Annotated in this window: 9 protein-coding genes and 1 other annotated feature; of the genes, 1 reads left to right on the plus strand and 8 read right to left on the minus strand. The window is 50.4% G+C overall.

The genetic code is table 11. The annotated features are described in order from the left end of the window. Positions 1 to 7 precede the first annotated feature (7 nt). From FYJ51_RS08420 to FYJ51_RS08430, 3 genes are all read right to left on the minus strand, one after another. Positions 8 to 1,252 carry a nickel-dependent lactate racemase family protein gene (locus FYJ51_RS08420; protein ID WP_154504928.1) on the minus strand — a complete coding sequence of 415 codons (1,245 nt, stop codon included), beginning with the start codon at positions 1,250 to 1,252 and terminating at the stop codon, positions 8 to 10. Between the two features lie 37 nt (positions 1,253 to 1,289). Beyond that, positions 1,290 to 2,612, minus strand: a complete 1,323-nt coding sequence (gene brnQ / locus FYJ51_RS08425) for a branched-chain amino acid transport system II carrier protein (protein WP_154504930.1) — start codon at positions 2,610 to 2,612, stop codon at positions 1,290 to 1,292. 70 nt (positions 2,613 to 2,682) lie between these two features. Next, positions 2,683 to 2,917 (minus strand) — a binding site (T-box leader). A 103-nt stretch (positions 2,918 to 3,020) separates the two neighbouring features. Continuing rightward, positions 3,021 to 4,007, minus strand: coding sequence for a phosphodiester glycosidase family protein (locus FYJ51_RS08430; RefSeq protein ID WP_205946261.1), 987 nt, complete (start codon positions 4,005 to 4,007; stop codon positions 3,021 to 3,023). A 499-nt stretch (positions 4,008 to 4,506) separates the two neighbouring features. On the opposite strand from FYJ51_RS08430, the gene FYJ51_RS08435 reads away from it, so the two are divergent. After that, the gene (locus FYJ51_RS08435) at positions 4,507 to 5,472 is read left to right on the plus strand and encodes a hypothetical protein (RefSeq protein ID WP_154504934.1); all 966 of its coding nucleotides are present in this window, start codon (positions 4,507 to 4,509) and stop codon (positions 5,470 to 5,472) included. A 60-nt stretch (positions 5,473 to 5,532) separates the two neighbouring features. On the opposite strand, the gene FYJ51_RS08440 is transcribed toward FYJ51_RS08435, so the two are convergent. From FYJ51_RS08440 to FYJ51_RS08460, 5 genes are all read right to left on the minus strand, one after another. Further along, positions 5,533 to 7,104: an FGGY-family carbohydrate kinase gene (locus FYJ51_RS08440; protein WP_154504936.1), complete on the minus strand. Its 1,572-nt coding sequence runs from the start codon at positions 7,102 to 7,104 to the stop codon at positions 5,533 to 5,535. Between the two features lie 6 nt (positions 7,105 to 7,110). Then, positions 7,111 to 8,856, minus strand: coding sequence for an FAD-binding oxidoreductase (locus FYJ51_RS08445; RefSeq protein WP_154504938.1), 1,746 nt, complete (start codon positions 8,854 to 8,856; stop codon positions 7,111 to 7,113). Positions 8,857 to 8,860: 4 nt separating this feature from the next. Beyond that, positions 8,861 to 9,226, minus strand: coding sequence for a DUF1667 domain-containing protein (locus FYJ51_RS08450; RefSeq protein ID WP_154504940.1), 366 nt, complete (start codon positions 9,224 to 9,226; stop codon positions 8,861 to 8,863). Continuing rightward, positions 9,223 to 10,482 (minus strand): NAD(P)/FAD-dependent oxidoreductase, encoded by a 1,260-nt coding sequence (locus FYJ51_RS08455; protein WP_154504942.1) that lies wholly within the window; start codon positions 10,480 to 10,482, stop codon positions 9,223 to 9,225. Before FYJ51_RS08455 ends, FYJ51_RS08450 begins: the two co-directional genes overlap by 4 nt. Beyond that, positions 10,469 to 12,199, minus strand: coding sequence for an NAD(P)/FAD-dependent oxidoreductase (locus FYJ51_RS08460; RefSeq protein ID WP_154504944.1), 1,731 nt, complete (start codon positions 12,197 to 12,199; stop codon positions 10,469 to 10,471). The genes FYJ51_RS08455 and FYJ51_RS08460 overlap by 14 nt, the downstream gene beginning before the upstream one ends. Between the last annotated feature and the right edge of the window lie 113 nt (positions 12,200 to 12,312).

Raw genomic sequence — 12,312 nt, forward strand, 5'->3', positions numbered from 1 at the left:
CGGAAACTTATCCTTTCAGCACCGGAAGCGTGCTGCCGCCATAAGGCATCACGATCACCGACGCATCCGGTCCTTTTTCATTCAGCGCATGATCCAGTGCCTCCTGCACGCTCGCATAAGGGATAAGACATGTCTCTCTCACAATTGCAGGATCCATCTCACTGACCAGGTCGATTTCTCCTTTCAGCACCTGCTGTGCAATCGCAGCCGCCTTATGTCCGCCGAGTATGAAGTGCTCCTGGATTTCACGGACCATCAAGGAAGGAGACTTATGTCTCATCCAGTCTTCAAAATGAGATTCCCCGAATCCTTCCCGGCACGAACCAGCAAGAATGATGATGCCGCCAGGCTTCACCGCATGCCCAGCATTGGCCAGTGCCTTCTGGGTCTGATACAGATTCAGATCCTTCGGAGATCCGCCCTGGCTGACCAGAACGATATCAGCGCGTTCTCTGATCGGAACCTGATAGATCGAATCCAGAAACCGGCAGGCATCCCGATGAGCCAGAATCGGATCACCTGCACTTGCATGCAGAATTCTCTTCCTGGGGCTCACTACCACATTCAGAATGAAGTCAATCCCCGCCATCCTGCCCGCTTCTTCAATGTCTTCCCGGACCGGATTTCCATCCAGATGTCCGGCATAAGCTCCGGGATCCGTCATGAATCGGTGATTGCAGGCAATTGCCTCTCTGACCGAGCAGCCTGGCATGACTGCCTTTGCCCCGCCGGAATAACCCGCAAAATAGTGATACTCCACATTGCCGAGACAGATAATCCGATCCGCCTCTGCAACTGCTTCTGAAATGATGACCGGAGTTCCTCTGGTTGTTGTACCGAGATTCCTGAACCCGCACTCTGAAGAATTCACGCAGGCGATTCGCCCATACGTCTCTCCCATCACATGCTGCATCTCTGCTTCACGCATCGGCCGATGGCTGCCTAAGGCAAATACAAGCACAATATCTGAATCCGGAACTCCCGCCTGATTCAATTCATCCAGAAGTGCAGGCAGCACTTTCCATGACGGCATCGGTCTGGTCAGATCACTGGTTACGATCGCGATTTTCTCTCCTCTGGAACAGAGATCTTTCAGGCGCCCGGTGCCGATCGGGTGTTCCAGTGCCTGATGAATCAGAGCCTGTTCGTCTCCCGTTTCCGGAACATCCGATAAAACCAGAATCTGCTTCAGATTCCGATCAGGTACTTCTGCCGATTGAGTGCCATTGCCGAATCCCAGTTCCAGCTTCATAAGAGATACCTTCCTTGCAGTCTCATTATAATGGAGTTCAGCCCGCTCGTTCCTGCATCTGTTCTGCAGTCATCCCCTTCGATCTCAGAATTCCGATCCCTGCTCCGATCAATGCCGGAATGATCCAGCAGAGATCTGCCGAAGGAGGAATCGAGGCAATCGCATCACTCAGCACCGGGATAGAAATACCAGCAGACTGCAAGCCAAGAAGAACCGATACAGCTGCGGTAAACCAAATGGTCCATGGATAGATCTTCGGTACCGAAGCGATTTTCTCATTAAGCAGTCCGAGAATCACAAGCACGATCGCAACCGGATACAGTGCAACCAGAATCGGAACGCTGAATGCAAGAATCTGATCCAGCCCGCCGATGCTCATAGCAAAACTAGCCACCGTAAACAGAATCACCCATGACCGATAGGAAATCTTTGAGATCCCCGCAAAGAATTCTGCACAGCTGCATAACAGCCCGATGCATGTTGTGAGACAGGCAAGCACATAAACGATTCCAAGGATCAGGATCCCGGCATTGCCGAACAGACTGCCGACAATATTGGTAAGCACTGCCGCACCATTCGATGCCTCAGAATACAGAGATCCGCTCATTGCTCCGACATTCGCCATTGCTGCATAGATGACAAACAGCAGAATTCCGGCAATCATTCCTGCATAGCAAGCCGCTTTCACCAGATCTTTCTTCTCCGTCACATTCCTGTTCATGAGATTGAGCACGATGATATTTCCGAAATTCAAAGCCGCCAGAGTATCCATCGTGTTATACCCCTCCAGGAATCCGCGGACCATCGGAGATGTTTCATAGCCGCCGCCTGGTGTGGAATAGCTCCCGGAAAAATTCATGAAACAGCCGCAGACCAGGATCAGAATCAAGACAAGCAGTACCGGGCCGAGAATCTTTCCGAGCGTATTCGTCAGCCGCTCCGGATGAATCGACATCCGGAATGCAATTGCAAAGAATACCGCCGAATATGCAATTCTGACCCAGAGAGGAATTACTTTCATTAGCGGGGCAGCCGCCATCTCAAATGACACTGCTGCATTTCTCGGAATTGCAAGGCCTGGTCCTAAAGCCAGAAACACAAGGATCGTGAAGACCGTTGCAAATCGCTTCCCGACTCTCGAAGCAAGCATCATCAGATCTCCCGAACGGGCAATTGCGATGATTCCGAGTACCGGAAATAGAACAGCAGTTACTGACATTCCGGCCAGTCCCTTCCAGGTTGCTGTGCCAGCCTCAAACCCGAGGTACGGTGGAAAAATCAGATTCCCGGAACCAAAGAACATTGAAAAGAGGGTAATGCCGACAAGCAGGATGTCACGTCTGGTAAGTCTGTGTTTCATGATTGTACTATCTCTCCCTTTCTCTGCCGGATTCAACCAGTCCGAGAAAAGAAAACACCGTCTCAGACTGTATTGAGACGATGTCAAATACACCGCGGTACCACTCAATTTGCATGATGATTCATGCCGCTCTTCCGGCTCCGACAAGCCATAGGCCGATAACGCAGCCGTGCGTGACAGGCTAGCAGAATCTCTTCACCCGCAGACTCCGAAGTGACTTCCCTGTTGCGCATCTCATCCGTTCCCACCATTCCGGACTCTCTTGGCATTGTATGCAGCAGGACTTTCTTCCTCAACGTCTTTCTGGTCTGATCATAATCGGAGCAATCATTCGTGTCAATCGTATTTCCCATTGCAAGACCGAGAAAAAATAATTCTGCAGAAAGAAGATGCAACTTTTTTCATGACTCACCAGAAGTACTTCTTGTCTCCTGCCACAAAGCCAGTCCCCCGCCTCTGTCTCTCCGCAATCGCCTCAGCCCCGAACTGCGGCAGATCCGGGTCCGCAGGACAAACCGGATACTCCTGATTCACTTCTGACTCAAGATATACCATGGATGTTGAGCCTCCGCCATCCATCCTTATCGCATCCATGACTCCTTCTTCCCTCAGAAATTCCAATACCTTTTCCTCAGAAAGGCCTCCATAGAACTCAATCAGCAGATACTGCAGATCTTCTTTCTGTGCAAGAATCGTCAATGCTCTCCTGGTCTTGTGATAATCGATCGCGCCATGTTCGCCATCTGTGATATCCTGCTCTTTCCCGTCTATGAAATACGTGAAAGCACCGGAAACTGCATTCTCTGCTTCGATTGCATATCCACACCAGTATGACCAGTCTTCATCTCCTTTCCAGGCGCCATTCTCCCAGCCATGATAGCGAATCTCCATTTTCCCCCGATTGAAATAAACCGTGGCAAATCCAGACCCATATGCCGGCGTATTCTCTTCCCCATTCCAGTTTGTCCATTCGCCATTGACCATCACTCCGCCGACCGGTCTTCCATAGGCAATTTTCGTATTATCGAAAAAACCCGCGTTGATTCCTGCCGCTCTTGTAAACCCTTCTTTCTCCAGGTCCGGGTCATAAAGCTCATCAAGATACTCCGGTGTTTCTGAATAGTCCACCTTCAGAAAGGTATGCTCATCCGGATCTACCCGCAGGATATCGTATTCCACTCCCTCATAAACACCCTCTTCATGACGGATCCTTGGAACTGTTCCATTTTCTGCATATACATTGATTGCCGTGCTGATTCTCCTCTGCAGTGTATGAACCTTCCGCTTCTCGTTCCAGGAATTCCTGATCATGGAAGAACCAGACACCGGAACTGCGGAAGATACAGAAGCAGAAAAGCAGACCAGAACGGCAGCTGCAATCTCGATTGTCTTCATATCCCCTCTTGTATATGAATTCCATCTTACCAGCATCATGAATCCGGCAGGATGAAAATCTGATGAACAATCCCTGAGAATTTCGAAGAACCTGATGCATATACCGTAAGAATAGTGACTGCATTGTCACCCTATGGTATAGTTGGGTTATTCCTGCTCCATAAAACTTTCTAATGTAGATGGAAACTATCTTCTGCGGGGGAGTTTTAAAAAAGCATGCATTCAATGCTTGAAATTATTTGGCCTGTACGGACAGCGCCAGCTTGCATATTGCTGCCTCAGATGATCCACTTGTAACTCCGTGCATGAAACAGGGCCTTCTCTCTGCTCAAAGACCAGCAGATCAGAGGGAGCACGAAAAGAAACTCATGAAGCATTTATGACGACGCCAGGCGGCGAAATGGAGGAAAAAATGCAAACTAAATATTGGCTTCCCGTCTTAATTTCTTCAAGCTTATTATCTGCATGCTCTGCATATCAGGTCCCTGACTGCAGCGCTATGGTTGTTTCTGAAGACAAATACTTCTACACGGATGATAGCTTCTCAACAATCAAGACTGCAGATCGGAAGAAAGACAAGGGCCTCAATTACTTCGGCGGGAGATTTCTTTCTGAGAATAACGAGTACTACTTCACACAGACTTCAGCAAACAGAAGGAATAATTCAGAGATTGCGCTGATCAGCAAATCTTCGCTTGAGATCACTCGCAAAGAAGGAAATTACTATGCTCAGACGATCGATGATCAGTACTGCTATGGCGTCGAAGTGCTTCCCGATCAGTTCATCATTCATCGCTTTGACTTCAATCTGAAAGAGGTCGATTCCAAGAACTTCAGTGACTATTCCGGAATTGCAGTCGTCAATCAGATTCTATCTGACAATGAAAAGATCTACCTGCTGGTCGGAATTGTTCCGTCCGATGCACCTTATGGCAACGCAGAAAACCATCTCTATATTCTGGATGATTCCATGAATCTAATGCAGGATATTGATCTCGGTCTGTATGACGGTTCTTATACCAGCATGATAGAAGCGGGCAATGATCTTTATCTATGCAGTACGGCAAAGGGATATGATCCCTCGACATACACTTCCTATTCCAACAACGAAATGGCGATCTTCGATCTGGATACACAATCGATCACTGCCACGGTATCCCTGGAGCTTACTTCTCCAGAATCCATCACAGCATGCGGAGAGTACCTGGTAATCGCAGCAGATCCTTCCAGCTACGGAAGCTATGCATGGGAACTCTATTCCATCAGCGATGGTTCCCAGCATCTGCTGCAATTCCCGGACACTTCAGAAGAACAGCCGCAGACACCATTTGCCGCTGTCCATAACGGTCTCTGCTATTTTGTATTCCGGAACAGGATCGAAACCTATAATCCGGTTTCCGGTGAGCAGAATACTATTTTCCTTTCAGACACCGACAGTGCTTCTGCTCTGTTCTTCCGGAACTGAATTTTTGTGTATTGAAATTACCGTCCTGAGACGGTCATTCTTTTTCTATGCATGCATGATTCAGAAGTTGCGATCCATCAGCTTGCTGTCATGATAGATCTCATGCAGCTTCTGATAGAGCGGTTTGAGGTGTCCGTATGTACGCTGATAGACATCGTCATAAAGACGGTTATAGATTTCAGTCACTTTCTCACGAGGCTCAAAGGTATCTTTGTAATGCACGCAGCTTTCCACTGCTGCTTCATAGGAGTCAAAGATTCCCATGCCGACCATTGCAGCCATTGCGCAGCCGATGCCGGTTGCTTCATAAGATTCTGTTCGCAGAATCGGAAGTCCGAACATATCTGCAGTGATCTGGCAGATCTCATTGCTCTGCGATCCGCCACCTCCGACTGCTACGGAAGTGAACTTGCTGCCGCGGCGCTTTTCGATATGGCGCATGCCGTCGATCAGTGCAAAGTTGATGCCTTCCACAATTGCCCGGTAGAGATGAGCTCTGGTGTGCACATCGCTGAAGCCGATGATTGCGCCTCTTGCGGTCGGCATCGTGACGTTCGGTGTAAAGTATGGCTGCATGATCAATCCGTCGCAGCCCGCCGGGATCAGCGCCAGGCTGCGGTTCAGAATCTCTTCTGCGGAGATTCCGAGTTCCTCTGCCTTTTCCATCTCGTGGGAAGCAAATTCTTTCTTGAACCACGAAATCAGCCAGTACCCGCGGAAGATTTCGATTTCCGGATTCCACTTTTCGGGGATCACGGCCGCATAGGCGGGAATGAACCGCTCCGGTTCCTGATAGGTATCTGACATATAGGAAATCGTTGCGGTAGTTCCTAATCCGATGGCTGCCCGGGATTCTTCACTGCAGCCTAATCCCAGCAGCTCACAGGCTTTGTCCGATCCGGCAGCGTATACCGGCAGTCCTTCCTTCACGCCGGAATCTTCTGCCATCGATGCGCTGATCGCTCCCAGCACAGTCCCGGAATCCTGAACCGGGTAATATTTCTCAGCTCCGATCGGGAAAACCGGATAGGTCAGGTCCCGTTCTCTCATCCACCGACGGTGTTTATGATCGAACGGAATATGCCCGACCATGCTTGCAGAAGCGTCTTTCAGTTCGCCTGTCATTCGGTAGATCAGGTAGGTGCTCAGCAGCACGAAGTACTTAGTATGATTCCAGATTTCAGGTTCTTCTTCCCGGATCCAGTTGCAGTGCGATTTCTGATACTGCATCACAAAAGTCGGATTCATGCCTGCCGCCCGGATCGCCGCTTCACTCAGAAAAGGCGCATTCGGTTTCCCGGCAGCGGTCCTCTGGTCCAGCCACAGGATCGCAGGTCTCAATGGCTTCATATGCTGATCCAGGCAGATCACCGTATCCCGGATTGTCGTGATCGAAACTGCTTCCGCTGCCGCAAACAGATCCGGATGTTCTCTTCTGCATTGCTGTGCCGCTCTGCAGATCATTTCATAGTAATAATCTGCATCCTGTTCTGCCCAGTCAGGTTCCGGAGAACGATAAGCCGGCTCATGATGAAGTTTTGCGATCGCCCGGACCGTTCCCTTCTGGTCCACGATCATTGCCCTTGAGCTCTGAGTTCCTACATCAAATACTAGAACGCAATGGTCTGACATGATGCTTCACCTTGGAATGTCCTCACGCTCGAAGTGTTTCCTGTCTTCCGGTACATCCAGGCCGAGCGTTCCGCCCGGATTCATCATATGCTCCGGATCGAAGTAATCACGGAGGACCTTGATCACACCATATTCCTTATGACCGAGACTGCCTTCCAGCCACGGTCCGAACATCTTGCCGATGCCATGATGATGGCTCATCGCAGCTCCTGATTTCTGAATTGCATCAAGAATCGATGCGTGATATTTCCGGAACTCTTCGGCATTGTCCATGCGGGTGATGAAGATGAAGTACAGATTCGCACCCTGCGGATAGCAGTGTGACATATGGGTCGTCACAATCGTATTCGGCAGAGCATGGCATACTTTTCTCACATCCCGGTGAACCTGCTCCATGTTGCTCCAGTTGACCGTGCATTCCAGAGTATCCGTCATGATTCCGAAATCCAGCATCGTATCTCTGAGATACGGATCGTTGAATCTGCCTTTCTCCCAGCTCTTCGTGACAAACGAAGTCAGACTCATGCCGCCATACTGATGGGCAATCCGGCGGATGTTCTTAGCAACATTAGCCGAATATCCCTTCTCCCCATCCGTATAGCCCAGAAACAGACAGCGCTCCATATCCTTGAAGCCTCTTGCATTGAGCAGCTTCCAGAGCGGCGTTTCATCGACATTGTACAGTCTCAGCATCAGATTTGTTTCTTCCGGATCAGAAAGACGGAACACGGAAGAAAAGCCAGCCTCGCACTGCATCATCTCTCTGGCAGCAGCCATCGCCGTCGGCCAGTCCCGGAAGATATAGGAAAAACGTTTCCGGTTCTCGGGCATATACCGATGCACCTTCAGGGTCACTTCCGTCAGAACTCCGAAGGTTCCTTCCGATCCCATCATGATCTGATTCAGATCCGGTCCGGTTGCCTGACGCGGATAGTGAGAAGTCTGAATCTCGCCGATCGGTGTTGCATATTTCTGCGAAAGCACGATATCCGTGATGCAGCCATAGTATGTGCTGTTCTGGCCANCACCTCTCGTCACCGTCCAGCCGCCGACGCTGCTGTACTCAAACGATTGCGGAAAGTGCCCGCAGGTATAAGCACGCTTCGCACCGAACCGCTGCACCGCCTCATTGAGATTCTTTTCCAGATCCGGCCCTGACATCCCGGCCTGAACGGTAATCGTCTGGTCAATCTCGTTGAAAGAGATTACCTTGTTGAAGCGCTTGCGCATATCAAGCGATATTCCGCCCATGGTCGGTTCAACACCCATCGTGACACTGCTGCCTCCGCCATAGACATAAAGCGGGAGATGATGTTCAGAACAGTAAGACACGATCTTCTGCACTTCTTCATGCGTACTCGGATAAACAACGGCATCCGGCAGGGAATCAATCTGATGCTGGCGCAGACGCAGCGTATCATAGCCAGTCTTTCCATACGCAACTGCCAGCCGCGGATAATCCTCCGTCGTCACATTTTCTTCTCCGACGATCTCCTGCAATGCCTTCAGATCTTCCGCAGAAATCTTCGATGGCTGATCCAGCTTCACTTTCTCCATGCCGATCGAACCGTCATAATGCGAGAAATCTTCATCCGTCATCCGGAACGTTTCCTTGATCAGCTTATACAGAGATTCCTTTGGATACTTCACAAACTCCGGATCTCCCCAGCGGAAAATCGAGCGATAGCTATCTGCCGGAGCTGCCTCCTTCACCCACTTCGGCTCAAATCCCTGATACGGTTTCACTGCCATAGAATTATCCCTCCTTCAGAATGCTGCTGGTCACAATGACATCGGCATTCAATCCCAGTACATTGCGGATCACCGGGTCTCCCGTGCCTAGCCGCTCGGTGACCGTAACCCGATTGATTTCCTTCATGACATCAAAGATCTTCTCTTTCGGAATCTCACATGACACCCGCACCGGCAATACCGGCACTTCCGGGAAAATCGTTCTGACCGTCGTGCAGATCGTGCGCATCGGACAAGTTATTTCACTCTCTCCGAATGCCTTCCCACGCGGACATTTATTGCCTTCAACCATGATGGTCCCGTTTTCTTCTCTCACCGTTAATGCACAGCCATTCGGGCAGACGATGCAGGTCATCTTCCGTTCTTTCATTCCGCTACCTCCTGCAGCATCACATTCAGGGCGCTGCTCTGGCGCAATCCATCCAGATTTCCAGGCAGAATCAGGCGCTGCATTTCCGGCGGCCGGAGATGGCTGAATGCTCTGCTGAACACTTCTTTTTTACCATCCATGATCACAAAGCGAGCTTTCTCCATCGGCTTGGAAGTGCGGAAATAGATGGTGATCGGCTGATTCTGCGGATCTGCTTTCAAAATCCGCTGCGGCACCAGATACAGAAGCGACTGATCCGCATCCATCCTGATGCATGCATGTTCGCTGCCATCATAAGCAGCGGCAGCAGATCCTGCTGTTTCACCGCTCTCCGAGACATAATCCACCAGGTCATTCACATGCAGCGCATTGCCGCACACAAACACCCCCGGGACATTGGTCATCAATGTCTCATCCACCGACGGTCCCTTGGTGCGGCGATCCACCTCTGTCCCGATGGATTCTGCAATTTCATTTTCCGGAATCAGGCCAACCGAAAGAATCAGCGCATCACAGTCAATTTTCTCTTTGGTACCTGGAATCGGGTGCATCTGTTCATCAACTTTGCTGATCTCAACTGCTTCCAGGCGATCTGCTCCGAATACTCTGGTCACGGTGGTCGAAAGATGGAGCGGAATTCCGAAATCATCCAGGCACTGCACCAGATTCCTCGTCAATCCGCTCGGTGTGCTCTTGGCTTCATAGACGCCGAGCACTTCTGCACCTTCCAGCGTAAGTCTCCTCGCCATGATCAGACCGATATCGCCGCTGCCGAGGATCACGCACTTCTTCGCCGGCATGATTCCCTGCAGGTTGACCAGGTGCTGTGCTGTTCCGGCTGTGAATACCCCAGCAGGTCTCGTGCCATGAATGAATACCTGCTTTGCCGTACGCTCCCGGCACCCAGTTGCCAGCACAATCGTCTTTGAGCAGACTGAAGAAACACCCTTCTGATTCACATACGTGATCTCAAACAGATTCTCTTTCCGTTCGATCTTTGTCACGAAGGTCAGAATCTCCGATGGAATCCCAAGACTATGGAATTCTGCGATGAACCGTTCCACATATTCAGGCCCTGACAGTTTCTCATGAAACCGCATGAGCCCGAAGCCATCATGGATACACTGCTTCAGGATTCCGCCAAGCCTGGCCTCCCGCTCAATGAGCAGTACTTCTGAACCGGCTTTCTTTGCCGCAATCGCAGCCGCAAGTCCGCCAGGTCCGCCGCCGATGACCGTCACATCAATCTGCTTCATCCTGACCACTCTCCTTTGTCTTTCTGCAGGCAATCCAGGAACGACTGCCGCTCTTCTTCACTTCTTCCAGCGGAATATGCTTCTCTTCCGCAATGATCTGCATGATCAGCGGCAAGCAGAAGCCTCCCTGGCATCTGCCCATGCCAGGTCTCACCCGCTTCTTGACGGAATCGACTGATACTGCGCCAAGCGGGTTATGAATCGCATCGATGATTTCTCCCTTCGATACTTCTTCGCACCTGCAGATGATGATCCCATAATCCGGATTCTTCCGGATCATCTCATCTCTCTCTTTCAGCGGAAGATCCTTCATATGAGGAATTCCCTTTCTCATAGGGGTGAAGGACTCATTCTTCCGGACATTCATGCCTGCATGTTCAAGCATCTGCTCTGCCATATGACTCACATCTGCTGCCACTGCCGGCGCAGTGGTCAGACCAGGTGACTGGATGCCTGCCACATGAATCAGATTATGCGTCTTTCTTCCTTCTTCGATGATGAAGTCTTCTTCGAAAGTTGCTGCACGGATTCCTGTGAAGTAGGTGATGATCTCTCTCCGGTTCAGATCAGGGCACGTGGTATTCTGTTTCTGAAATACCGTATCAATCGATTCCGGATTCGTTGCGAAGTTCTCTTTCTCATACGTTTCCACTGCATCTGGTCCGACCAGCAGATTATCACTGACGGTATGCACGATGCCGCCGCCCTTGGAATGCGTATGTTCTTTCTTCATCGACTTCCAGGATACGATCCCTTCTGAAAGGTAAGCTGTCTTATGATCCATGATTGAATTCGTTCCTCTGCGCGGATGAATCGAGTAGAAACGATCCTGTGCCATGCGGGCAACCTCTTCAGCAAAGACCCCCGCCGCATTGATCACGATCTTCGGATAGACTGTTCCTCGGTTCGTATGAACTGCAGTGATCCTGCCATTGCTGACATCCATGCCTGTCACTGCGGTATTCAGAGAAATCTCTGCGCCATTCTGCACCGCATTCTCAGCATAGGCAATCGTCAGTCCGTAAGGACATACCGAGCCTGCCATCGGATTGTACAGAGCAAACCTGAACTCCGGATTCAGATGCGGTTCTGCCTGTTTCAGTTCTTCTCTGGAAACAAGGCGCGTATCATCCACCCCGCAGATATGTTTCCGCTGCCACGCGTATGCTGCAAGGATCGGATACAGCTTCTGATCCAGGAAACCAACATACTGTCCGCATCTCTGAAATGGAACATCCAGTTCTCTGCAGACCTGATCAAACATCCGGTTCCCGCGGACCACATACTTCTGCTTCAGAGTTCCTCTAGCAAGATCCACTCCAGGATGGACCTCGCCATCATTTCTTCCTGAAGCATGCAAGGCAACATCTGCCTCTTTATCCACCAGCAGCACGTTCAGCTGATATCGCATCAGTTCTCTGGCAATGCTGGTTCCTGAAATACCCCCTCCGATGATCAGAACATCTGGTTTTTTCCCTTCCAGTGCCAGATCCTTCAGCTCAGGAAGACGCATCTTCGGCATGGTGACTCCGGAGAGCTGAATGTCATTGACGACATGCCACCCCGGCTTCTTGGAGACGCACATCGAACACGCCTCAACAATTTCCTGCCAGGAATTCAGAGTGCCGGAAACAAAGATGCTGCGATCTTCAATCCGGACATTCAGATCTGCGTGGAAGCGTGCGTTCAGCTTCTTCTGCAAAGATTCTGTCTGCATGATTCTGTTCCTTTCTTTTCAATGATGTTAGAATTGCTTTAGTCGGTTGCTTGGCCGACTCATTACGCATGCATCATAGCATTCTGGTATCATAGTGTCAATCAGCGAAAGGA

It is taken from the genome of Stecheria intestinalis, assembly GCF_009696165.1.
In the GTDB taxonomy this organism is placed as follows: Bacteria; Bacillota_I; Bacilli_A; order Erysipelotrichales; family Erysipelotrichaceae; genus Bulleidia; species Bulleidia intestinalis.

Excerpts from the sequence above, each read along its gene's own strand:
- FYJ51_RS08450 (WP_154504940.1), bottom strand. The coding sequence starts at position 9,226 with ATGAAAGAACGGAAGATGACCTGCATCGTCTGCCCGAATGGCTGTGCA.
- FYJ51_RS08455 (WP_154504942.1), bottom strand. The coding sequence starts at position 10,482 with ATGAAGCAGATTGATGTGACGGTCATCGGCGGCGGACCTGGCGGACTT.
- FYJ51_RS08430 (WP_205946261.1), bottom strand. The coding sequence starts at position 4,007 with ATGAAGACAATCGAGATTGCAGCTGCCGTTCTGGTCTGCTTTTCTGCT.
- FYJ51_RS08435 (WP_154504934.1), top strand. The coding sequence starts at position 4,507 with ATGGTTGTTTCTGAAGACAAATACTTCTACACGGATGATAGCTTCTCA.
- FYJ51_RS08420 (WP_154504928.1), bottom strand. The coding sequence starts at position 1,252 with ATGAAGCTGGAACTGGGATTCGGCAATGGCACTCAATCGGCAGAAGTA.
- FYJ51_RS08460 (WP_154504944.1), bottom strand. The coding sequence starts at position 12,199 with ATGCAGACAGAATCTTTGCAGAAGAAGCTGAACGCACGCTTCCACGCA.
- FYJ51_RS08440 (WP_154504936.1), bottom strand. The coding sequence starts at position 7,104 with ATGTCAGACCATTGCGTTCTAGTATTTGATGTAGGAACTCAGAGCTCA.
- brnQ (WP_154504930.1), bottom strand. The coding sequence starts at position 2,612 with ATGAAACACAGACTTACCAGACGTGACATCCTGCTTGTCGGCATTACC.